Genomic DNA, 24,644 nt, shown 5'->3' with positions numbered 1-24,644 from the left:
TTATCTAGTAGATTACAATTGCATCGGAACTTCCATCAATAGGATCTCTGCATTAGCTGAATTAGCGGTAATTTTTATTGTATTCGTATCCCAAATTCCTAATCCATCACGTTCATTTAAAGAGATGTTTCCTAATGTAAAATCACCTTTTAAAACAAAAGCATAAATTCCGTTTCCTGGTTTTTTCAATTCATACAAAGTAGAAAAATTGTTTTCAAACTTCCCAATATGAAACCAAGCATCTTGATGAATCCAAACCCCTTCGTCTTCTGGATTTGGTGACAAAATTTGCTGTAATTTATTGTGACGATCGTTTAAATCTAAAGTGATTTGGTCATATCGAGGCGTTACATTTTTTTCATTTGGATAAATCCAAATCTGTAAAAATTTAACTAACTGGTCTTTGTTTTTGTTGTACTCACTATGAAAAATTCCGGTACCGGCGCTCATCGCTTGAATATCACCTTCTTTGATTACGGTAGTATTTCCCATACTGTCTTGGTGTTCTAAATCACCTTCGAGCGGAATTGAAATGATTTCCATATTATCATGAGGATGTTTTCCAAAACCCATTCCTTGACTGACTCTATCATCATTTAGAACACGCAATACTCCAAAATTCATTCGTTCCCGATTTTGGTAATTGGCAAAACTAAACGTGTGATAGGATTCTAACCAACCATGGTTAGCATGACCGCGAGTATTTGATTTGTGCAAAACATGATGTGTAATTACACCGTCTGAAATTTTATCTGTATTTTCCATTATCCTGTTCTTTAATAGTATGATGCAAAGTTGCGTCAAAAAAAAAGCGCATACATTGAACTAGGACAAGAAATGAAAAATAAAGATAATTTAAAGTTTAGCGATTTTAGTTCTTATTTTACTAAGAAACTCAGCTGAAATTCCCAGATAAGAAGCAATGTAATGCTGCGCCACACGCTGAGAAAGTGTGGGATATAGTTCCCTAAATTCTAAATATTTCTCGGTGGCGGATTTAGAAATCGTATTAAACAAACGGTCTTGAGTAACCGCTAGACTCCTTTGCATCAAGATACGGAAGGCGCGTTCAAACTTTGGAGCTTTAGCAAATAACTCCTCTTTTGTTTCTGGGCTAAACATAAAAAATTCACAATCCTCTAATGTTTCAATATACACCCTACTGGGTTTCTCTTCGTAGATACTGAAAGAAATATCGCTAATCCAAGCATTTTCAATCGCAAATTGTAAAATAACTTCAAAACCATTAGCATCAATATAATATTTTCGGACACAGCCTTTGATGACAAAAGCTTCAAAAGTGCACATTTCGCCTTCATGCAATAAAATAGTTTTCTTAGGAATCGTTGTATACTCTAGTAATGAATTAAAAATCTCTAATTCATTCGTATCAAAAGTAACATACCTACTTATATTTTTGTTGATTTGTGAATACACCGTTTAAATTTTAGAAATTAAAGATAGAAAAACATCAAGTAATAACTACTCATAAATATAGCAATTTAGCAATATTTCTCAAAAAAAGAAAAACTGCTCCCGATTAAATTCCTATTTTTGTGCCGATAAAAACATAAAAAAATATTTATGCTCATTATAGGAATTGCAGGTGGTACAGGAAGCGGAAAAACTACCGTTGTACATCAGATTATGAATGAATTACCACAAACTGAAGTTGGTATTATTTCTCAAGACTCATATTACAAAGAAAATCACGGACTTTCATTTGATGAAAGAGCATTAATTAATTTTGATCATCCTCGTGCTATTGATTTTCCGCTGTTAGTAGCTCATCTTAAGGAATTAAAAGAGGGAAACAATATTCATCAGCCAGTTTATTCCTTTGTTACGCACAACAGAACAGATGATACCGTTTTTACACACCCTAGAAAAGTGATGATTGTGGAAGGAATTTTAATATTGGCAAATCCAGAATTAAGAGAATTATTTGATGTAAAAATATACGTTCACGCCGATTCTGACGAGCGATTAATCCGACGTATGAAACGTGATATCGCAGAACGTGGTCGAGATATGAATGAGGTAATCAACAGGTATCAAAATACATTAAAACCGATGCACGAGCAATTTATCGAACCAACAAAAGCATTTGCTGATATTATCATTCCAAATGACAAATATAATACCGTAGCCATTGATGTAGTTCGTGCGGTAATAAATCAAAGAATTCTATAATTTAGTTGTAATTTTATTGGAATAATTAATAGGAGCTATTTCCTCTCTCGTCCTGAAGACGAGATTGCATTTTTTTAGTAGATGATTCTTCCTTAGTCATCATCACCTACTAAAAGGGTTTTTACTGTAATCGGGGCTAAAAAATAAAAAATGACAAATCCGTATAAAAACAAATCTTGGTTTAAATTCTTAAGTAACAAATACGTTTGGGTTTTGTTGTTTTTTTGTACGTGGATGATTTTCTTGGATAATTATTCCTACTTCGGTCATCGTATTTTGGATCAACAAATTGAAGATTTAGAAGATAATGCGTCCTATTACAAAGAAGAAATAAAAAAGGATCAAGAAAACATCAAGCAATTAAAAAATTCAGAACAAATAGAAAAATACGCCCGCGAAAAATACTATATGAAAAAAGATAGTGAAGATATTTATATCATCGAATTCGAAGGTGACACGATTGAAAAAAAATAAAAATTCCATCTCAACCATTCCCAAAGGAAAAGGAACATAAAATATATAGTAATTATTAAAAACATAACACCAAGTTTCGGCTGCCTCTCCATTGGAAAGGGCTGGGGTGAGGAAAATAACAGACAAAATGGCTACAAACCTTTTCGATGATTTCGATTCCATTTCCTCTAAACAATGGAAACAAAAAATCCAATTTGAACTCAAAGGAGCGGATTATAATGAAACCTTAGTTTGGAATTCTCCTGAAGACATTCAAGTAAAACCTTTTTACCACAAAGATGAGTTTACCAGAGTTTTACCTGTTGCCACAAAAGCTTCTGAATTTAAAATTTGTCAAAATATATTTGTCTACGATGTTCAAAAATCAATAGAAAGAGCGATCGACTCCTTGAATCGTGGTGCGGATAGCCTTCGATTTACAATAGAAAATGAATCAATTGATATTATCAATCTTTTAGAGCAATTACCTTTAAAAAAAGTAACCGTTTATTTTAATCTAGCATTTATTTCAATCGATTTCGTGAAGAAAATTGATGCTTTTACAAAGAAAAATAATGCTGTTATTTTTTGTAATTTGGATCCAATTGGGCAATTAGCCAAAGACGGAAACTGGTTTACAACCGCAGAAAAAAGCAATTTTGACACCCTCAATTTACTTACGGAAGTAACAGAATCAGCATCATTAATTAGTATTAATTCTGCTTTATATCAAAACGCCGGAGCCAATATGGTGCAGCAAATCGCTTATAGTTTAGGACAAGCAAATGAATATTTGAATCGAATTGAAAGCATAAATCAACCCATAGTTTTTGAAGTAGCTGTTGGAACAAATTACTTTTTTGAAATTGCAAAACTGCGAGCATTACGATTACTTTTTAATCTAATAGCTAAGGAGTACAACCACAAAATTGATTGCAATATTATCGTATCACCAACCAAACGAAACAAAACATTATACGATTACAATGTAAATATGTTGCGTACCACAACAGAATGTATGAGTGCTATTATTGGTGGGGCTGATGCTATAGCAAATTTACCTTATGATGCCTTGTATCACAAAGACAATGAATTTGGAGACAGAATCGCGAGAAATCAATTGTTGATTCTTAAAAACGAAAGTTATTTTGACAAAGTGAATAATCCAGCTGACGGAAGTTATTATATCGAGAATCTCACCAATCAATTAGCCGAAAAAGCTTTGGCATTGTTCAAAGATATTGAGGCAAATGGTGGTTTCTTGAAACAACTTAACGATGGAATCATCAAAAGGAAAATTCAGGAAAGTGCTGACACAGCTCAGGAATTATTTGATTCTGGGAAAGAAATTCTATTAGGCACAAACAAACATCCTAATAAACAGGATAAAATGAAACATGATTTAGAATTGTTTCCTTTTGTAAAAGTCAAACCAAGAAAAACCTTGATTACACCAATAATAGAAAAACGTCTGGCAGAAAAAATAGAACAAGAAAGATTGGATCTTGAATAATTTTCAGAGATTAAGACTAATCAAAATTAAAAATTCATAAGCATTCGTGAAATTTGGTACTAAACAAATGAAAAGAAAAGATTTACAACATATAAAATTAGAAAGCACACCGTTGAAAGTGAAGAATGAAAATGCTGCGGCTGATGCATTTCTAACGGCAGAGGGAATCGAATTAAAACCAACATATTCAGAAAAAGATATTGAGCATCTTACTCATCTTGATTTTGGAGCTGGTTTTGCACCAAATTTACGCGGACCTTACGCTACAATGTACGTTCGCCGACCATGGACAGTGCGCCAATATGCCGGATTCTCAACTGCGGAAGAAAGCAATGCTTTTTACAGAAGAAACTTGGCTGCGGGTCAAAAAGGACTATCGATCGCTTTTGATTTACCTACACATCGCGGTTATGATTCGGATCACGAACGCGTGGTAGGTGATGTAGGAAAAGCAGGAGTCGCAATTGATTCCGTGGAAGATATGAAAGTATTATTCGACCAAATCCCCTTAGATGAAATGTCCGTTTCCATGACGATGAATGGCGCTGTTTTACCTATTATGGCTTTTTATATTGTCGCGGCCGAAGAACAAGGCGTAAAACCTGAATTACTTTCCGGTACGATACAAAATGATATTCTAAAAGAGTTCATGGTGCGTAATACTTATATTTATCCGCCAACACCTTCTATGAAAATCATTGCTGATATTTTTGAATTTACCAGCAAAAATATGCCCAAATTCAACTCGATTTCAATTTCCGGATACCACATGCAAGAAGCGGGAGCCACAGCTGATATTGAGTTGGCATATACGCTAGCCGATGGATTGGAATACATTAGAACTGGATTAGCAACCGGAATGAAAATTGATGAATTCGCTCCAAGATTATCGTTTTTCTGGGCGATTGGAATGAATCATTTTATGGAAATTGCCAAAATGCGTGCAGGAAGAATGATTTGGGCAAAATTAGTGAAGCAATTCGAACCAAAAGATGATAAATCTCTAGCGTTACGAACCCATTGTCAAACTTCGGGTTGGAGTTTAACAGAGCAAGATCCTTTCAATAACGTGGCACGAACTTGTATTGAAGCAGCCGCAGCCGCTTTTGGAGGAACACAATCTTTGCATACCAATGCTTTAGATGAAGCTATTGCTTTACCAACAGATTTTTCGGCAAGAATTGCCAGAAACACACAGCTTTATTTACAAGAAGAAACTAAAATTACTAAAACCGTCGATCCTTGGGCAGGCAGTTATTATGTAGAAAACTTAACGAATGAAATAGCTGAAAACGCTTGGAAACTTATCCAAGAAGTAGAAGAACTGGGAGGAATGACTAAAGCGATTGAATCAGGAATTCCAAAACTTAGAATCGAGGAAGCGGCAGCAAGAAAACAAGCTAGAATAGACAGTGGACAAGATATTATTGTAGGTGTCAATCAATACCGATTAGAAAAAGAAGATCCTTTACAGATTTTGGATGTGGATAACCAAATGGTCCGCAAGCAACAACTGGAACAATTAGACCGTATTAAAGCTAGCAGAAACACTCAAAAAGTACAGGATTCACTAAAAAAATTAATCCTTTGTGCGCAAACTGGTGAAGGTAATTTACTGGAAATTGCAGTTGAAGCAGCCCGAAACCGTACAACATTAGGAGAAATTAGCGATGCTCTGGAAACGGTTTTTGGAAGATACAAAGCACAAATTAAATCCTTTAGCGGTGTGTATAGTAAAGAAATAAAAGACGACAAAAGTTTTGAAAAAGCAAAACAACTGGCCGATGAATTCGCTAATAAAGAAGGACGTCGCCCACGAATCATGATTGCCAAAATGGGACAAGACGGACACGACCGTGGCGCTAAAGTGGTAGCTACTGGATACGCTGATGTAGGTTTTGATGTTGACATTGGTCCACTTTTTCAAACGCCGGCAGAGGCTGCCAAGCAAGCCGTAGAAAACGACGTACATATTTTAGGGGTTTCCTCATTAGCAGCAGGTCACAAAACACTGGTGCCACAAGTGATTGAAGAGCTAAAAAGATACGGTCGGGAGGATATTATGGTAGTTGTAGGCGGAGTAATTCCTGCACAAGATTATCAGTTTTTATTTGATGCCGGTGCAGTTGCCGTATTTGGACCGGGAACAAAAATCAGTGAAGCCGCCATTAAAATATTAGAAATTTTGATGGACAGTTTCGAGTAAAAGCTATTCACAAAATTTCATTACTTACAAAGCATCAATCGAAAGATTGGTGCTTTTTTTATGTTAAAACACTAAAAAAAATCATTTAACTCTTACTAAAAAGAAATTAGTTCATATTATAACATTGAAAAGGGAATTCATTAACTATCATACCTTTAAAAAAAAGGTAAATTTACATACGCTAATGATAACAAACACATTTAAATACGGGAATACAGATTAGTGAAATATTCTAAGAAGAGAGGAAGAAAAACAAGTCATAACATTAAATTATTAATAACGAATACAACTACCTGTTTATTAATTTAAAACTAAATTTCATGAAATCAATTATCATAATATTCATTTTAAGCATGACAATCACAGCAAATGCTCAAGTAACGGATAAGGAAAAAATCAAAATTGAAGAACTGCCTGGAATTGTAATTAAAAGAGTTGGAACTGATTTTTCTGTATATATACCTAATAACAATCCTGATCAAAGTGTAAAATTAGTCCAAGAAAAATTCATTGCTTATGATTTAGGTAAAGATGCTGAAGGGTTCGAAGAATATCTAGTAGTAATGCAAGTACAAAACGGCACATTGACCGCAACTTATAACGAAAACGGAAAATTAATTCGTGTAGTAGAAAATTTTAAAAACGTAAAACTTCCCAGTGAAGTTATCTACTCAATTTACAGAACTTTTCCCGGTTGGTCTATTGTAAACGATAGTTTTCTTTACACTCAAGAGGATGGGGACATTATCAATAAACAATATAACATTAAAATTAAAAAAGATAACGAATCCATGAAATTAGTGGTGCGTCCCAATGGGGAAATAATTAAAGCAAAATAAATTGATTTAGAATCAAAAAAAAGGCTGTCAAAATTAATTCAGACAGCCTTTTTAAGTTTTATAAACAAATTTAAATTTGTATATTTTTAACGTTTGCATTACCGTCAGCTACAATAAACGAAGTATCGTAACCACCAAATAGTTTCATGTACGTTCTTATGGAAGTTCCGTAAGCATCTCTAAAATAACGTTTACCCTTATTTTTAAAGTATTTTTTTACTGATCCTGCACCGCCAAGATGTGCTGCGGCTAAAATTCCAGATTCAGTGACGTGTATTCCGTTGAGTATTGTTCCTTCGTATTTTTCAATCTCTTTTTTTAGTTCCCACTTATTTTTAGCTAAGAGAGCTATAAATGCTTTTTCTTGTAATTCTGGACTGTTCAAGAAAGTAGAACTATTATGCACTCCAACAGACTTTAAAGTCTCAATACCAAATTGGTATTTGCCTAAATATCCTAAAGAATTGATTTTTTTATATTTACTTTCTGATTCTCTATATCCTATTGCTTCTTTAAAACCAACGAAAAAATTTCCAGTAAAAGGGATATTTGAATTGATGTAATCTTCATGCTTCTCAGAAGGATATAAGTAGTGTGTTCCTTCTTCTTCATTTATAAGAAACCAACGGCTGGTTTCTAAGTTAAAAGGTTTAAAACCCGAGCTTAAAAAAACTGTAATCACAGTCAGACTAGTGTAAAAGTACCACTTCTTTATCATAAATTATTTTTCTTCAAAACGCTGTCCCGTTTAGAAATTTCTACGCGCAAAGATACAACAAAAATAATTATACTGATAATCAGGTAGTTAAACTTTTCTAAAAATAGATGAAATGGTATTTTATATCGTTAAAACGCACGAACTCTATCGTAGGTGCAGGAATTTTAACCGTGTTAAGAACGGAAAAAACAGTCTTTAAAAAATGGGATTTTGTCTTAATTTTTGTCAAATCGACATCCAGACTCAGGTAAAATTGTCTGAATCTTTGTGGATTTGAAGCTAAAATGGGAGTGTTTTCTTCTTTATTTCCGGTTATCATACCATCTGCTCCATAACCAAAAGCCAAGTTGAGCCATTTTGGAATTTTTGAGTCTTTGGCAAAAGACTGCAAATTGATTGAAAGCCAATAGGTTTGCCCATTGTAGTCTTTTAGAATGTTTTCTGCTAATGAACTTCCTAAAACCTCTGGTCTATAACTGGCATATTTTGTAGTATGAAAGGAGAATTTAGGCGTAATACGCTGTTCCCTCCAGATTAATTCTTGTGATACATATATAGCTGTCCCGGAAGCATTTGCTAAAACATCTCCCATAGAAGCGCCCCATTGAGAGGAATGACCATCTAAAACCTCAACGGCTGTAAGAAATGCAAAGCCTAAACCAGCTCCGTATAGTATTTGATTCTTTTTATTGGCACCACTCCATTGTAGCATTTCGGCACCAAATCGTCCCAAATGATATGATGAATATACATGGCCCGCCTTATCCATTTGAAGCCACTCTGAATTATCATTTATAAAATGAAAATCAGATTTAGGATACTCAGCGTACCAAGCTTGATTTAATGCTATTAAAGTTCCCGTAGCCAAAACTGCTTCGGAGATTACAACAGCATTTTGTCTTTTATGATTTAAAGAATCCGATGGTTTAAAGAAACTATCCGATGTGTTTTGTGAAAAACCAGATTGAGAAACGCACCAAAAAAGCACCAAAAAGATTAGGCTTTTGACCCGCCCCAAAACTATCTTTTTACGCCTTGGCTGTTGATCCAATCGGAATATTTTTTTGCGTTTATATTGTGTTCTTCTAAAGTGGCAGCAAACTCGTGGTATCCAAATCGCTCTACACTAGCACAGAAATAAATGAAATTATTTTTCTCAGGGTCTAAAACAGCTTCTAATGCTGTAATATCAGGCATGGCTATAGGTCCTGGAGGAAGTCCTACATTCATATACGTATTGTAAGGATGACTCATTGTCAAATCATTGTAAAATACCCTTTTGATGACTTGTTCGAAATCATTTGATTTCTTTTTTATCGCAAAAATAACAGTAGGATCAGCTTGTAATGGCATTCCTGCTCTTAACCGATTCAAATACACACCGGCAATCCTTGGTCTCTCGTCTTTTTTAACGGATTCTTTGTGCACGATAGAAGCCAAAATAGTAGCTTCAATTGGAGAAAGTCCTTGTTTTTGCGCTTTGGCAACTCTTTCTTTATTCCAGAAATTACGGTACTCCTTAATCATTTTATCACGGAACTTTTCAGCAGTAGTGTTCCAATAAATCTCATAGGTGTTCGGAATAAATATAGCTAGGACATTTTCTTCGTTAAAACCATTTTCATTCAAGAAAATAGAATCTTTAAAGGAATTCAATAAAGATAAACTGTCGGCTTCTATTTGTGAACCTACACGTCCGGCTAAATTCTCCACTCGTTCCTGATTATTGAATGCTAATTTCACAGGCGAATTAAGTCTCAAGGTTTTTACTAATTCGTAACTATTCATTCCTTTTGTGAAAAGAAAACGACCTGGAATTATATTTTCAACATAACCTCTCTTACTAGCCACCATTTCAAAACGCTCCATATCCTCGATATACGGTGCAATTATTTTCTTTATTTCTTCATATTTAGAATCCGTAGGAATGTACACATACACTTCTTTATCGGTAAATTTTGTGTTCGCAGAAAAAATTTGTTTTAATAATATTAATCCATAAATCATTAATATTGATATTAAAACAACTGAAGCAATGGTTATAATTTTCTTAATATTCATAAGTGGCATTATTTATTTTTGAATCACAACGACGTTATTCTTCGTGTACATTAATTTTGAAACGATAATGGTACAAAACTTAAAAATTTAAAATTTAGTGTTGATTAACTGAAAAACAGCTTCATCTTTATAGACACCGTTTACAAAGTTCCAATCTTTTTTTATGCCTATCATTTCGAATCCAAATTTAGTAAAAAGTGCTTTACTAGCTTCATTTTCGGTTCCTATATTTGCAAATAATTGGTGCAAATTAAGATTACAAAAAGCATATTCAATTAATAACCCCAAGGCTTCTGAACCAATGTTTTGTTTCCGGTTTTCATTGTCTTGGATAACTATACCTACGCCTGCCCTGTTATTCTTTGGGTCAAAATCAAACAAATCTATTAGACCCAAAGCGGGAAAATCCTGATCCTGGCAAATAGCTAATCGCAACTGCTTGGCTTCATAAATATCCTGATGGGCATTTTCTAAATATTGTTTGACTAAAAATCGGCTGTAAGGGGTTTGTGTATTACTGACTTCCCAAATACTTTGATCGTTTTCTATGCCATATACAAACTCCAAATCATTGGGTTCTAATGCACGAATGTAAATATTGTGACCTTTTAATGTTTTCATTCAAGTATTTGGTTCTTGGTTTTGGGTTTTAGTTAAATCTCAATCGTTCCTTTAAATACAAATTCCGCTGGACCTTTCAAAAAAACATGAGTAAACTGTCCTTCTTTTTTATCAAAAGAAACGACTAATTTTCCACCTTCTACATTCAAATTAATAGCTGTTTCCATTGTTTTTCCTAATACATTCATTGCAATTGCGACTGCTGTAGCGCCAGTTCCGCAAGATAGCGTTTCATCTTCTACGCCTCTCTCGTAGGTACGCAATGAAAAAGTGGTATCGTCAATTTGTTTTACAAAATTAACGTTGCTTCCTGCTTTCCCGTACAAATCTCCGTATCTAATAGCAGCTCCATTTTCCTTAATATTATAGTTTTCTAAATCGTCTACCAGCTGCACATGATGCGGAGAACCTGTATTCAGAAAAACATAATCTGGACTTACTTTTACGGTATCTACATCAATCATTTGAAGTGAAACTAATCCGTCAATTCCAATTGTTGCGTGGTGCAAACCATCTGTTGCTATGAAAGTAGTTTCGTTCTCGATTACGCTCAGCTTTTTGGCGAAAGCCACTAAACAACGTCCACCGTTACCACACATAGAACTCTGGTTTCCATCTGAGTTGTAATAGACCATTTTAAAATCGGTATCCAAGTCATTTTCTAACAAAATTAAACCATCTCCTCCTATTCCAAATCGGCGGTCACACAATTGAGCGATCAATTTTGTGTTCTCTTTTGGGAAAAACTCGGTGCGGTTGTCAATCATTACAAAATCATTGCCTGTGCCTTGGTATTTATAAAATTCTAATTGCATTTTTTTAATTTTGTGAGATACAAAAGTACAAACTATTAATGAAATGTTAATCATTGTTAAAGAGCGTTAAACGGTATTTTAACAATCCAAAAAAGTTTTAATTTTACCAACACATTTTTTTAAAAACGAAATTGACTATGAAAAATTTATCAACATTATTTGGAGTTTCTTTATTAAGTGGTGTAGTTACCTTAGGTTCTTACAAGCTATTATTTGATACTGATGGTTATTTTTCTAAAGATAATGGTTCAGTAGTTACCATGGCATCAAATTCATACGGAAAAAGAGTAGGTTTAGCATCAGAAGTGCTGGATTTTACAGAGGCTGCTGACAAGACCATACATACGGTGGTTCACGTAAAAAACGTTTCAAGAACAACCGTTTCAAATCCAATTCTAGAATACTTTTATGGCTTCAAAGGCGGACAATCACAGCAACAAGTAGGAACAGGATCTGGAGTAATAATCTCGGAAGACGGGTACATTGTGACCAACAATCACGTGATTAAAGACGCATCCGAAATTGAAATTACACTCAATAATAAAAAATCGTACAAAGCAAAATTAATTGGTACCGACTCCAAAATGGACATTGCTTTGCTTAAAATTGATGCGGGAGAAAAGCTTCAGTACACCGCTTTCGCGAATTCTGATTCGGTGAAAGTAGGTGAATGGGTATTGGCTGTAGGAAACCCGTACAACCTGAACTCGACTGTTACGGCAGGTATCGTTTCGGCGAAAGCCAGAAATCTTGACACAAGCGGTATTCAATCCTTTATTCAAACAGATGCGGCGGTAAACCCAGGAAACAGTGGTGGTGCTCTGGTGAATACTCGCGGAGAATTAATCGGTATCAACACGATGATTTCATCACCAACCGGAAGTTATACCGGATATTCATTTGCCGTTCCCTCTAACATTACCCGCAAAATTATTGAAGATTTAATGGAATTCGGGAATGTACAACGCGGAATTCTAGGTGTTGAAGGTGGTGAATTGAACAGTATGAGTTCTAAAGATTATGGTATTAGTTTGACTCAAGGATTTTACATCAATAAAGTCACTAAAAATTCAGGTGCTGACAAGGCTGGCTTGGCCAAAGGAGATGTTATCGTAAAAATAGACGAGCAAAACATCAGCACTTTTGCGGATTTGTCAGGATACATCAACACCAAACGTCCAAACGACAAAGTTCAAGTGACTTATAGCCGAGACGGAAAAACCAAAACTGTTCTTGTGACTTTGAGCAAAAACGAGTTTTTTAATGCTGAGTTCAAAGGAATCACACTCGAAAATATTGAAGCTGCTGATAAAAAGAAATTCAAAATTGATTACGGTGTACGCATCAAAGGAATAAGCGATGAGAAATGGCAGCAATACGAAGAGGAATTAGTTGGAAGTATTATATTAAGCATCGATAACGTAAAAGCAACCGATGTGGAAACGGTATCGAAAAAATTTGGAAAAATAGAAGACAATCAAAAAGTGCGAATAGAACTGATCAGTAAAAATGGTGAACTACTGCGTTTTTATATGTAAGTTGATTTTTTAAAACTGAATACTAAGCCATCTTGAAAAAACAAGGTGGCTTTTTTATTTTATAAATAATTCATAAAATACGCTACGAAATCGATTGAAATGGGTATTTTTGCGCAAATTTTAAAAAATACAATCACTTATTTTCATTAAATTTTCAACATGGCAACCACAACTTTATACGAGAAGGAAGTTTCATTACAAGCCGACAGGCGACGTGCAGGAGTTAAACTGATTAAAATCATCAGCGATTTATGGTATGATAAATCGATAGAAATGGTATTATTCCGAAATCAATTAATTGACAGAAATGTCAGTGACGTTATCAACTTGCATGAATATGCAGCCGAATTTGTTGGTAAACCTATTTCAGTATTTGATTCCGTTAAAATTGCAAAAGCGATTTTAGAATTGAATCTGCCACCGGCAAAATTAGATATTGGAAAACTAACGTACGAATATGGTTTAGAAGAAGATAAATATCCAGACGCCAAATATTTTGTCATCGACAAATTGAAAAATGCCAAAAACTCTGAGGACATTCAACCTAAAGATGTTGTGCTGTATGGTTTTGGTCGTATTGGTCGTTTATTAGCCCGAGAATTAATGTCTAAAACTGGTAAAGGAAGTCAACTGCGATTGCGCGCAATAGTGACACGTGATAAAAATGACACCACTTCACTTGAAAAAAGAGCTTCTTTATTGCGTTATGATTCTATTCACGGTGATTTTCAAGGATCTGTAACTGCTGACCCTGAAAACAATGCATTGATTATCAATGGAACCACTGTACACATCATAACAGCAAACGGACCCGAAGAGATTGATTATACGCAATATGGAATTGACAATGCCTTAGTAATTGACAACACGGGCGCTTTCACCACACACGAAGCATTAAGCCGCCATTTGGTTTCAAAAGGTGTTGATAAAGTATTGCTTACCGCTCCAGGAAAAGGAGTTCCTAATATTGTTCATGGTGTAAACCACAACGAATACAATCCTGACGAAATCAATATTTTTTCGGCAGCATCGTGTACAACAAATGCGATTACTCCAGTCTTGAAAGCTGTTGAAGATACTTTAGGAGTTGTCAAAGGACATCTAGAAACCATCCATGCCTACACAAACGACCAGAATCTTGTGGATAACATGCACAAAAAATATCGTCGTGGAAGAGCTGCAGCCTTAAATATGGTGATTACTGAAACAGGCGCAGGAAGTGCTGTTGCAAAAGCATTACCGAGCCTTGCCGGAAAATTAACTTCAAATGCAATTCGAGTACCAGTTCCTAACGGTTCATTAGTAGTTTTGAACCTGGAAGTATCTAAAAAAACATCCGTTAAAGACATCAATGCCATCATGAAAAAATATGCTTTAGAAGGCGAATTGGTGGAGCAAATCAAATATTCTTTGAATAACGAATTGGTTTCTTCGGATATCGTAGGGACATCAGCCCCTGCTATTTATGACAGTAATGCCACAATCGTTTCCTCAGATGGAAAAAATATCGTGTTGTATATCTGGTACGACAACGAATACGGATACAGCCACCAAGTTATTAGATTAGCAAAATATATTGCCAAAGTAAGACGCTTTACATATTACTAGCCTTTAGATTACAGGTTGTGGGTTGCAAATTGTTATTTTTAGTTTTTTAGTTTTTAGATTTAGATTGAAAAAAGCAGCAACCCAACCTGAATTAAATAGAAAATCCGTCTCGTTATAAAAACGAGACGGATTTTTTTATGTTATAATTTGTCATTTTTGTACTGAATTGGAACGCTGATGACACGGATTAAGCGGATTTTTTTTATGTGTTAATTTATCATTTTTGTACTGAATTGGAACGCTGATGACACGGATTGAACGGATTTTCACTGATTTTCAAAAAAGTCTTGTTTGAAAATTTAATTTAACATCCGCAAATTCACAATTCACAATTCACAATTCACAACTCACAACTCACCATTCACTATTCACTATTCACTATTCACAACTAAAAAAACTACTCCTTAGCTTTTGTCAAATAATACACTGGAATACCTATTAGCATAATCAATACGCCCCAGCCACAGGTAGTAGGTTTTGTATACAATAAAGCCAAGCATATCGCCGAAGAAATCAAGATATACAAAGCAGGTAAAACCGGATAGCCAAAAGCTTTGTACGGACGCTCTGCATTCGGCATTTTTTTACGTAAAATAAAAATACCCAAAATAGTTAAAATGTAAAATATCAAAACAATAATCACCACAAAATCAAGCAAATCACCGTATTTACCCGTCAAACACAAAGCCGAAGCCCAGATGCATTGTGCCCATATAGACCATGCAGGAACACTCGCTTTATTCAGTTGGGCCGCTTTCTTAAAAAACAAACCATCCTGTGCCATCGTATAATACACCCTAGCACCTGCCATAATCAAACCATTGTTACACGCAAAAGTCGAGATCATAATCATCACCGCAATAATCAACGTTCCCACAGAACCAAAAATTTGTTGCGAAGCCACCACCGCCACACGATCAGATTCGGCAGTAGCAATTTCGTATAATGGCACAACAGCCAGATACATTACATTAGCAAGAATATAAATCACACTCACAAGCAGCGTTCCTAGAAACAAACTCAATCCCACATTTCGTTTAGGGTTTTTAATTTCACCAGCAATAAACGTAACCCCTTCCCAGGCCACACTAGAAAACTGCGATCCCACAAAGGCGGCCGAAATACCAGATATTAGCGCAACTCCACTTATGGGCAACCACTCGCCTGCATCTACATTCAGGCTCTGCGCCGTCCAGGCATTAGCCCAGTTAGCATCCCATACAGTAGCATCAGCAGCTATAAAACCAAAAATTATTAAACCCGCTAGCGATACAATTTTGATAACCGTAAGCACCGTTTGCAAAATCTTAGAGTTTTTCACCCCACGGCTGTTCACATAACTTAACAAAATAATCGTAAAAATCGAAACAATCTGAGCCGCATTGAGTTTGAAATCTCCAATTTCGTATAAAATATTCTTATCACTCAAAGGCGCATACAAGTAGGCGGCAAACTTGGCAAAAGCCACACCCACGGCAGCAATCGTACCGGTTTGAATCACGGCAAAAAAGCTCCAGCCGTACAAGAAACCCACCAGTTTACCGTAAGCTTCCTTGATGTACACATATTGTCCGCCCGCCGTAGGAAACATCGCGCTCAACTCACCATAACTCACTGCAGCAATCACCGTAATCACACCTGTGAGCACCCACATAGCAATCAACCAACCTGCAGAACCCAACTGCCTAACCATATCTGAGCTCACAATAAATATCCCGGAACCTATCATAGAACCCACCACAAGCATGGTTCCGTCAAGCAATCCTAGTTCTCTCTTAAAATCATCTGGTTTTTGGTCTTCCATATTTTTTTGGTATTTGGTTTTTGGTTTTAGGAATTAGTTGGCTAAAGATATACTTTTTTTGGAAATTTCATAAAAGCCAATAGGAAAGAGTATAGAATATAGAACAAAGAGTAAAGAATATAGAGAATGTCGTGAATATTATAAACTGATTATTCCTTTGGGCGTGACCCTGCAGCAGCTTTGTCGTTCCTCCTCGCCACTTAGGGTCGGGCGGTACGCTGTATCTTTATTTTCTTAAAGAAAGAAAATAAAGGATGCCGCTTCCCTCCCTCACGCAAACCGCAATCGACATGACCTTTATTCTTTTTAAGAAAAATTGTAATAAAAATTTAATATATTTGATAACAAAAGCGCAATTTAATAGCGACAATTTACCCAAATTAGGTTATCCTTCGAGAAAGTATGTTTACAGTATATAAATATTAGCCCCAACCTTAACGGATCAGCCATCCTAAACTAGATTGATTAAATTAAACATAATTATATGGTATCATTTACAGAAAAATTTACATTTATTGAGGGTTTAACAATTACTTTTTCAATAATTGCCATTCTCATTTCTGTCCTTTCATATTATGATACAACTATACGAGATAGACGACAATTACGAATACATAAAATTGAGGAAATGATTGAAATTATTATCTTAATAATTGGTAATTATGCTGAATTTGATGATCTATTTTGTCTTCAAGAAAAAATACGTTCAATCTCAGATTTTGAAGATTTTGAACTTGAAAAGAAAGCTTTAATGGAACAAGAAAAAAAATATATAAATGCTCTTACTTTAATTTCAAATGACCTAAGACTTCGTGAAAAAATAATTAGACTAAATATTTTAGCTACAACATATTTGCCTAATAATGATTTAAAAAATAGAGTAAAATCATTAGTCAGTCTAATTTCACATATTTACGAGGCTACTGTCAATCAAAATTATAACAAAACAAAAAGAAATTTTAAAACATATCCACGAGCATGGGTCCTTTTACCTTATGTTGAAAGATTACAATTAGATTTAAGCAAAGAAATGAAACTTGGTTATGAGAGTAATATGTTTAGTAAAAATCCATATCAAGAAAAATTTTTGAAAGAACTTAATATAAATTAAATATAAAATCCTACTAGCTTTTTTAATTAATAACTTAACCTTTGTTTTTTTCTTAAAAAAACACAGAGAAACTTAATTTGGTTTTGAGCTCCTAAAGTTTAGTCTTAAATCGCAAGCCAGTCATTACAAATCGATAAAACATTGAATAAACTATTTCAACAAATGATAATAACAAACCATAAGGAATCGCATAAAGAAAAATTGATTGAACTTTTCAAAGAAGCGGATGAAGTAATATTTGCTGCAGGTTTTTTAAAGAATAGCGGTCTTAATAACATTAAGGATCATTTGAAAGATTTTTGCAATGACAAAACTAAAAAATCAACTTTTTTCATCGGAACAGGTCTTGGAGAAACCGACCCTAAAACGTTAGAAAATCTTAATAATATAATTAAAACAAAAGTTAATCATCGCTTGATCCTTTGCACTCCAGATGCTGGAATATTTCATTCAAAAATTTATGTTTTCCGAAAAGGAAATAATGCGACCATAATTATTGGGTCAGCTAATTTAACCGAAGCGGGTTGGATTGTAAACGATGAAGTTTCTATGATAAAAGAAACTTTCATTAATTCAACCGAGTATTTACAACTGATGCAATATTTTTCACGATTAACAAAAGCTTATTATACTGAGAATATTGCTGAATTAATTGCGAAATATAAATCTCAATTAGAGGAATTTAATCAAGAATATTCTAGAAAACCAATTTTCAAATTTAAAAGAAAAAAAACAACAATAGCAGGAATTGACATGCCAAGATTAAGACATTACTTCGAAGTCTATAAAAAATCGAGTGTATATATTATACCTTTAGACAGAGAGAAACAATATGATTTAGCAAAAGAAAATCTAGAAATTCTTGCAAGCAATAAACATTTAAATGCAAATCAATTCCATAACTTATTCGGTCCATTAGTTGGACATTCAGGTTATAAAAAACTTTGGCATTCAGGAAGTATTCACAGAACAACTCATGAAACTTTAGATTATGCAAATGCTTTTCGTGAACTAGTAAGAAAAGTAAAAGACAACTCTAATCAAGCTATAGACGTTGCTTTTACAAACTCAATAAATTTTCTAAATACAAAACGAAAGGCTAAAGAAATATTTGGAATTGGAGAAAATATTGTTGCAGAAATAATGATGAGTTATAATTACAATAAGTTTCCAAACCTAAATAAAAATCCACTAACTGTTTTATCTCTAATTGGGAAAGATTTTAAAACCGTTGGTTCATTTAAAGGAACAGATTATCAAGAATATACAGTTCTTTTGAATAAAATTAAAACCGAATTGAATATGAATTCATTCTTAGAAATTGATAGTTTTTTTAATTATGTTTATTGGAATATGGAAGAAGAATAAAAAAGAGCGCCAGCATATAGCACATGCTAAAACTCATGGCTAGATTTTCGGTAATTGTTCGTTCCCTACTGGCCCTCGCTTGCAACGAGTGCCAATTTTAATTTATAGCACAATCGCAGCGTTTGCAACGCATTTACTTTATCTTTAACTATTCATTCCCCACAAAGAGGAGTAAATAAAACAACTAATAAAGTAAATATGATTGCTTCGTTCCTCGCAATGACTGTAATCCCGACCGCGCTAATATGCCTCAATCGTTAGCGTAGTTTTGCAAACTGTGCCCACAATGAGCAAATAATATAAATAACACAAAAACTATGAATACATTAAAATTAGGATGGACAGGCCTTGGCAACATGGGAAATCCAATGGTGATGAACCTACGCAAAGCCGGATTTGAAGTTACCGTCTTCAATCGCACCAAAGATAAAGAAGCGCCATTACTGGCTGCAGGAGCAAAATCAGCAAGTAGTTTACAAGAACTAATGGAAACCTGTGACATAGTTTTGACGATGTTATCCAATGACGCGGCTGTCAAAGAAGTTTTTGAAGGTCCAACAGGTTTATTATCTAAATCCAATTCTGGCAAAACTATCATCAATATGAGTACCGTTGCTCCGGAAACCTCGCGTTATTTAAACACCATTTGCAACCAACATAACGTACATTTCATAGACGCTCCCGTTTCTGGAAGTGTAAAACCGGCACAAGACGGAACTTTGGTCATTCTTGTAGGAGCTTCAACTGAAGACTTCGATGTAGCCAAACCCATATTTGACGTTTTGGGTAAAATTGCCATTCACGTAGGAGAACCTGGCGTGGCAAGTTCAGCTAAATTAGCTATCAATTACCTATTAGGATTAAATCTTCAAGGCATAGCCGAAACGGTTTTATTTGCCGAGAAAAATGGCGTGAGCAAAGAAGACATGCTCAACATCATCAATCAAGGCGCTTGTGGCAACGGCATTTCGAATATAAAAACACCTTCCATTCTGAATGATTCCTATCCGGCAGCATTTGCGTTGAAACATTTAGTCAAAGATTTAAGACTGGCCAAAGAAGCCGGACTCGATTCTCCACTTATTCATCCTTTGTACTACAGTTATGCTGCAGCAGAACAAGAAGGATTGGGCGATCAAGATGTAATGGCGATTATCAGCAGTTTAAAAAATAAGTGATAATTTTACTCAATATCAAAGCAAGTCTGTTACAGGTCGTAAAGTATAACTTCGCTGGGCAAAAAAAATACTTTCTCAAAAAGAAGAAAAAAAATTGAAATTATGTAAACTCTGATTATCTTTTTTCTAGAAGGCAGTACAAGTGAATTAAAAACCTATTCTTAGACCCAAATGCATTCAAATTAGGAAACTTTAGCTATACACAAAGTATTATTGTAAAAAAGGCCCATAAACAAAACAAATTTATTTCCTCGTAATAAACGATAGTTAATTTCTAATTTCAAATGAAGATGACAGTTAAAGCTATCATTTTCAGTTGAATAAACAAATGCAATGTTTTTAAAATAAGCTATTAATGAAGCACTTACATTATTTTTCTTTATACCATTAGAATAAGCATATGAATTCGTCTTTTTTTCTATTTATTTTAAAAAGTTAGAAAAAAAATTAAAAAGCATCTCTGACATTATTAAAATTTGTAAACTTTTTAGTATGAATCATTAATTTTATTTTTAAATTTCAAATCTTTTAATTATATTTGATAAGAGCTTTTAATACAAAATAGCTTGTTGGACAATGATTAAAAAAGCCTTTAAATTTTTCATGTATGGAATCAGAAATAAAAAGAATAGAGGAACTTTTATCTTATCAAATTCTTGATACCAAATCAGAACAAGAGTTAAATGAGCTTTCCGAAATGGCTTCTTTAATATTTGATGTGCCTATCGCATTAATTACTTTTGTAGACCAAGATCGTCAATGGTTCAAAGTTAATATTGGACTTGAAATTACCCAAACCAAAAGAGAAGACTCTTTTTGCCAACATTTATTGACAGGAAATATAGAAAACTTGATTATTGAAGACACTTTTAACGATCCCCGTTTTTGCAATAATCCATTAGTAAACAACAATCCAAACATTCGTTTTTATGCTGGGGCACCATTATCGACTCCATCAGGAAATATATTAGGAAGTTTTTGTATCATTGATAATAAACCAAGGCAATTATCATCCGAACAAATTAAAGTTTTACACATCTTGGCAAAAAAAGCCATGGACTTTTTAAACTTCCGCAAACTAATTTTAGATTTAAGAGAAGAAATCAAAACCTATGTAGAACGTTTGAGAAAGCTAACAAATAGTGTGCCTGATGGGATTTTTCAATTGAAAATGACCTCACAAGGAATTCTGAGTTTTGAATTCATTAGTGAAGGTATGATTCAATTGCACCCAACTGTTACAATGCAAGAATGGTTAAATTCTCCAGAAATAGGTTTTACGTTAATCCACCCCGATGATTTAGAAGATTTTAAAGCTAAATTAATGGACTCATTTACAAATTTAACTTTTTTAAACATTGAGTATAGAGTGCTATATGATAAGGATTTTCGTTGGCATTCTATGAAAGGAAACCCCGAAAAAATGGCAGATGGCAGCGTGGTTTGGTACGGCAGTTTTCATAATATTAACAACCGCGTAGAATATGAAATTGCCATTGACCAAATTGTGTTTGACATATCGCATGTGTTACGACGACCAGTTTCAACGCTTATGACGCTAAACAATCTTATTGATAACGAAAAGGATATAAGTTATGAAACACTTGTAGAATACGTAACCTACTTTAAAAAAGTTTCAGAAGAGATGGAAACATATACCCTAAACCTTAACGAAATTTATCACAGAAAAAAAGAACTCATTACAAACAAAAGATAAAAAAAGTCTTTAAAAAATTAAGTAAGTAATTGAAGGTATACTTTTACAAAAAATTTTAATTTATAAGTTACTTTTTAATTAATGTATAATTTAACTTATTTTCCAAAGTATAATTGTTTTATTCACAATCTATTAAATCTAATAAAATACTATCACTTATTAGCGATAGTATTTTATCTTTTTTAGTTTTAAAAGAAATTACTTTGTTTTTACTGGTGGCAAGTCAAATGCAGCTGGCTCATGCTCAAAACCATTGCGGTGAGAACCATCACAAAAAGGCTTGTTTGCTGACAATCCACAACGGCAAAGCCCTAATGCGGTTCTTCCTTCTAATCCGTATCTGTTTCCTTCGCAGTCTGTTATTTCGAAATCGCCTTCTATTTTTATAGAACCATTGCGATTGATTGTTAGTTTTGTCTTGCTCATAATACTTTTAAATTTTTAGTGTTCAAAGATTGCAAAATATTTCAGGACATTTTAGCATTGGTTGATTTTTTTTTAAAATGGTAATTTAAATACATTGTTTAATGCAAAAATCACACTTGAATATATAAGTTGCTACCCAAAATTAAAATTTAAGACTTTCGACAGCTATAATGGTCCGCAAAAAATCAAAATCTAAGATTCCTTATTATACTGAAAGTTTTAAAATAGTCTTACGTAATCTTTTATACAGAGTTAAAAAAATTTTCATCTAACTAATTAAGACAGTCAAGGCGTATAACTGATAATTATAATCTTACAAGACAGCTATTGTATAATTTGACATGTTCAAAAATGCCCTGTGAATATTGCTAAAAAATAAGTGTCCTATATATTATAGATTGAAAATCATGTTGTTTCTTTCTAAATTGTACATTTGTGTGTACTGAAAACCCGTTTTGTATTTTTAAGATACTATTCCATTGGTACAGCAATTCATTTAAAACATAAAATTCAATTCTTAATCCTAGTATAAAAGCATGAGTATCTTAAAAAAAGTAAATGTATTCCGAAGAATTGTCACACATGGATTAACCAAAAATATTGGCAGTTCACAAAAAGATTACAAAATAGATTTAACTCAAAAAGTCGAAATCAAAAGGGTTTTAATCTCCAGACCCAATCACAGACTAGGTAATTTGTTACTCATTACACCACTAGTACAAGATATCATCACAACTTTTCCGGACTGTAAAATTGACTTGTTTGTCAAAGGAGGTTTGGCACCAATTGTATTTGAAAATTACACCAACATCAATTACATCATTGAACTACCAAAAAAACCTTTCAAAAATTTGATCGACTATTTCAAGGTTTGGGTGAAAATTAAAAAGCAAAAATATGACATTGTCATCAACGTGGACAAAAACTCCTCGTCAGGGCGATTATCAGCACAATTTGCTGATGCCAAATACAAATTTTTTGGTGAAGCAGACGAAACTTTGCAATCAAAACACAGCGATTATGAGCATATTGCAAAATATCCTGTGTACGAATTTAGAAGTTTTTTGACCAAATTAGGGTTCCCAAAAAATGAAAATCCTGTTCCACCATTAGATCTTAAATTAAGCGCTGCTGAACTAGCTAAAGGCAAAAAAATAGTAGACAATATAGTTCCTAATAACAAAAAAACTATTGCTATTTTCACTTATGCAACAGACGACAAATGCTATTCAGAAACATGGTGGGAAGAATTTTATGGGCAATTAAAAACAAAATATGAAGATTACAATATTTTAGAGGTTTTACCGGTAGAAAACATTTCACAAATAGGATTTAAAGCTCCTACATTTTATAGTAAAGACATTAGAGAAATAGGTTCTGTAATTGCCAACACTGAAATTTTCATTGGTGCCGATAGCGGAATTATGCATTTGGCAAGTGCTTCACAAACGCCTACTGTGGGGTTGTTTTCTCGTCCAAATATAAACATGTACAAACCATACCACAATAATAGTGTAGCCATAAACACCAATACCAGCACAATTGAAGAATCAATCAAAGTGATCAATGATATTCTTGGTAAAAATTAATTTTAACGACAAAACAACAAATATTATTTTAGTAAGATAAAAATCAAATTACCCATGAAAAAAATAACTGCATTCCTGATTGTTTTTGTTTTCATTGGAACCCTTTATGCCCAAAACACTAACTCTTTTGTTTTGAAATTAGATCACATGGCACTTTCTGTAAAAGACTTGGATCGTTCTATTGATTTCTATACTAACGTTTTGAAATTTTCAGAAATTACTAATCTTACAAGAAAGGAAGGCATTCGCTGGGTTTCTTTAGGAGAGGGAAAAGAGTTACATCTTGTTTCTACTATCAAAGAACCCGTGATAATAAATAAAGCAGTTCATTTGGCTTTTAAAGTCACTCATTTTAACGCTTTAATAAAGGCATTGAAATCCCTGAACATTACCTATTCTGATTGGCCGGGAACATTAGATAAAATTACTGTTCGTGCGGATGGCATCAAACAAATCTATATTCAAGATCCTGATGGATACTGGATTGAGATTAATAGTGATGAAAAATAAATCCATTTTGAAATTGAAACGCTTGTAACAATTCTTTTTTAAGCATTTAAATAGATGCAATTAGCAGTTAAACAATAATAAATCTGCGAAAAATGAAACTTTTGCAATGAATTATGTAATGCTATTGGCTGTTTTGTTTCTCAACTTTGTAAAATAAATTTACAATTCATTTCTGTAGAAATAAAAAATAGAATTATGAGCGATCAAACAAATGGGCACACAATTGAAGGAATTGATAAACTTAGAAGCTTGGTTGAAGATATCAACACTTGTCTTTTTTGGAGGGCACTGAAAAACTTCGCTTATTTTGATTAGAGTCGTTTTTTAGACAATAAAGAAACGCTTATAACAGGATTTTAAACATCCGTTATAAGCG

General features: G+C 33.8%; 22 protein-coding genes. 13 read left to right on the top strand and 9 right to left on the bottom strand.

Annotated features, from left to right (window positions below; genetic code table 11):
* Positions 1 to 12: 12 nt before the first annotated feature.
* Together DFR66_RS08385 and DFR66_RS08380 are read right to left on the bottom strand one after the other, a co-directional pair.
* The gene (locus tag DFR66_RS08385; protein WP_114754391.1) at positions 13 to 765 is read right to left on the bottom strand and encodes a pirin family protein; all 753 of its coding nucleotides are present in this window, start codon (positions 763 to 765) and stop codon (positions 13 to 15) included.
* A gap of 90 nt (positions 766 to 855) precedes the next feature.
* Positions 856 to 1,437 (bottom strand): Crp/Fnr family transcriptional regulator, encoded by a 582-nt coding sequence (locus DFR66_RS08380; RefSeq protein ID WP_114754390.1) that lies wholly within the window; start codon positions 1,435 to 1,437, stop codon positions 856 to 858.
* A 147-nt stretch (positions 1,438 to 1,584) separates the two neighbouring features.
* On the opposite strand from DFR66_RS08380, the gene udk reads away from it, so the two are divergent.
* The 5 genes from udk to DFR66_RS08355 all read left to right on the top strand — a co-directional run bounded on the left by udk (position 1,585) and on the right by DFR66_RS08355 (position 7,204).
* A complete protein-coding gene (gene udk, locus DFR66_RS08375) occupies positions 1,585 to 2,193 on the top strand; it encodes a uridine kinase (protein ID WP_114754389.1) in 609 nt (202 codons plus the stop codon).
* Positions 2,194 to 2,343: 150 nt separating this feature from the next.
* Positions 2,344 to 2,667 carry an FtsB family cell division protein gene (locus DFR66_RS08370; protein ID WP_114754388.1) on the top strand — a complete coding sequence of 108 codons (324 nt, stop codon included), beginning with the start codon at positions 2,344 to 2,346 and terminating at the stop codon, positions 2,665 to 2,667.
* A 127-nt stretch (positions 2,668 to 2,794) separates the two neighbouring features.
* Positions 2,795 to 4,159: a methylmalonyl-CoA mutase subunit beta gene (locus tag DFR66_RS08365; RefSeq protein WP_114754387.1), complete on the top strand. Its 1,365-nt coding sequence runs from the start codon at positions 2,795 to 2,797 to the stop codon at positions 4,157 to 4,159.
* Between the two features lie 67 nt (positions 4,160 to 4,226).
* Complete coding sequence (scpA, locus tag DFR66_RS08360; protein WP_114754386.1) at positions 4,227 to 6,365, top strand: methylmalonyl-CoA mutase; 2,139 nt, start codon at positions 4,227 to 4,229, stop codon at positions 6,363 to 6,365.
* A 320-nt stretch (positions 6,366 to 6,685) separates the two neighbouring features.
* Positions 6,686 to 7,204: a hypothetical protein gene (locus DFR66_RS08355; RefSeq protein ID WP_114754385.1), complete on the top strand. Its 519-nt coding sequence runs from the start codon at positions 6,686 to 6,688 to the stop codon at positions 7,202 to 7,204.
* 70 nt (positions 7,205 to 7,274) lie between these two features.
* On the opposite strand, the gene DFR66_RS08350 is transcribed toward DFR66_RS08355, so the two are convergent.
* The 5 genes from DFR66_RS08350 to dapF all read right to left on the bottom strand — a co-directional run bounded on the left by DFR66_RS08350 (position 7,275) and on the right by dapF (position 11,419).
* The gene (locus DFR66_RS08350) at positions 7,275 to 7,922 is read right to left on the bottom strand and encodes a peptidoglycan-binding protein LysM (protein WP_114754384.1); all 648 of its coding nucleotides are present in this window, start codon (positions 7,920 to 7,922) and stop codon (positions 7,275 to 7,277) included.
* A 97-nt stretch (positions 7,923 to 8,019) separates the two neighbouring features.
* Positions 8,020 to 8,910 carry a DUF2279 domain-containing protein gene (locus tag DFR66_RS08345; protein ID WP_242008651.1) on the bottom strand — a complete coding sequence of 297 codons (891 nt, stop codon included), beginning with the start codon at positions 8,908 to 8,910 and terminating at the stop codon, positions 8,020 to 8,022.
* Between the two features lie 32 nt (positions 8,911 to 8,942).
* On the bottom strand, positions 8,943 to 9,983 hold the full coding sequence (gene mltG / locus DFR66_RS08340) for an endolytic transglycosylase MltG (protein WP_114754503.1): 1,041 nt from the start codon (positions 9,981 to 9,983) through the stop codon (positions 8,943 to 8,945).
* 87 nt (positions 9,984 to 10,070) lie between these two features.
* Positions 10,071 to 10,604, bottom strand: coding sequence for a GNAT family N-acetyltransferase (locus DFR66_RS08335; RefSeq protein WP_114754382.1), 534 nt, complete (start codon positions 10,602 to 10,604; stop codon positions 10,071 to 10,073).
* Between the two features lie 32 nt (positions 10,605 to 10,636).
* A complete protein-coding gene (gene dapF / locus DFR66_RS08330; RefSeq protein ID WP_114754502.1) occupies positions 10,637 to 11,419 on the bottom strand; it encodes a diaminopimelate epimerase in 783 nt (260 codons plus the stop codon).
* Positions 11,420 to 11,556: 137 nt separating this feature from the next.
* Between dapF and DFR66_RS08325 the strand changes: the two genes are divergently transcribed.
* Positions 11,557 to 12,957 carry a S1C family serine protease gene (locus DFR66_RS08325; RefSeq protein ID WP_114754381.1) on the top strand — a complete coding sequence of 467 codons (1,401 nt, stop codon included), beginning with the start codon at positions 11,557 to 11,559 and terminating at the stop codon, positions 12,955 to 12,957.
* Positions 12,958 to 13,116: 159 nt separating this feature from the next.
* On the top strand, positions 13,117 to 14,565 hold the full coding sequence (locus DFR66_RS08320; protein ID WP_114754380.1) for a glyceraldehyde-3-phosphate dehydrogenase: 1,449 nt from the start codon (positions 13,117 to 13,119) through the stop codon (positions 14,563 to 14,565).
* A gap of 397 nt (positions 14,566 to 14,962) precedes the next feature.
* On the opposite strand, the gene DFR66_RS08315 is transcribed toward DFR66_RS08320, so the two are convergent.
* Entirely contained in the window at positions 14,963 to 16,369 is a 1,407-nt protein-coding gene (locus DFR66_RS08315) for an APC family permease (protein ID WP_114754379.1), read from the bottom strand.
* A gap of 484 nt (positions 16,370 to 16,853) precedes the next feature.
* Between DFR66_RS08315 and DFR66_RS08310 the strand changes: the two genes are divergently transcribed.
* From DFR66_RS08310 to DFR66_RS08295, 4 genes are all read left to right on the top strand, one after another.
* Complete coding sequence (locus DFR66_RS08310) at positions 16,854 to 17,480, top strand: hypothetical protein (RefSeq protein WP_114754378.1); 627 nt, start codon at positions 16,854 to 16,856, stop codon at positions 17,478 to 17,480.
* Between the two features lie 162 nt (positions 17,481 to 17,642).
* Positions 17,643 to 18,848, top strand: a complete 1,206-nt coding sequence (locus tag DFR66_RS08305; protein WP_114754377.1) for a restriction endonuclease PLD domain-containing protein — start codon at positions 17,643 to 17,645, stop codon at positions 18,846 to 18,848.
* A gap of 317 nt (positions 18,849 to 19,165) precedes the next feature.
* Positions 19,166 to 20,026, top strand: coding sequence for an NAD(P)-dependent oxidoreductase (locus DFR66_RS08300; protein WP_114754376.1), 861 nt, complete (start codon positions 19,166 to 19,168; stop codon positions 20,024 to 20,026).
* A 607-nt stretch (positions 20,027 to 20,633) separates the two neighbouring features.
* Complete coding sequence (locus tag DFR66_RS08295) at positions 20,634 to 21,743, top strand: GAF domain-containing protein (protein WP_114754375.1); 1,110 nt, start codon at positions 20,634 to 20,636, stop codon at positions 21,741 to 21,743.
* Positions 21,744 to 21,941: 198 nt separating this feature from the next.
* Here DFR66_RS08295 and DFR66_RS08290 read toward each other — a convergent pair whose 3' ends face one another.
* On the bottom strand, positions 21,942 to 22,169 hold the full coding sequence (locus DFR66_RS08290; protein ID WP_114754374.1) for a CDGSH iron-sulfur domain-containing protein: 228 nt from the start codon (positions 22,167 to 22,169) through the stop codon (positions 21,942 to 21,944).
* 536 nt (positions 22,170 to 22,705) lie between these two features.
* On the opposite strand from DFR66_RS08290, the gene DFR66_RS08285 reads away from it, so the two are divergent.
* A complete protein-coding gene (locus DFR66_RS08285; protein WP_114754373.1) occupies positions 22,706 to 23,758 on the top strand; it encodes a glycosyltransferase family 9 protein in 1,053 nt (350 codons plus the stop codon).
* Between the two features lie 54 nt (positions 23,759 to 23,812).
* Complete coding sequence (locus tag DFR66_RS08280) at positions 23,813 to 24,268, top strand: VOC family protein (protein WP_114754372.1); 456 nt, start codon at positions 23,813 to 23,815, stop codon at positions 24,266 to 24,268.
* The last annotated feature ends 376 nt before the right edge of the window (positions 24,269 to 24,644 follow it).

The sequence above is a fragment of the Flavobacterium glaciei genome (assembly GCF_003350545.1).
In the GTDB taxonomy this organism is placed as follows: domain Bacteria; phylum Bacteroidota; class Bacteroidia; order Flavobacteriales; family Flavobacteriaceae; genus Flavobacterium; species Flavobacterium glaciei.
This window is presented reverse-complemented; position numbering and strand designations above follow the sequence as displayed.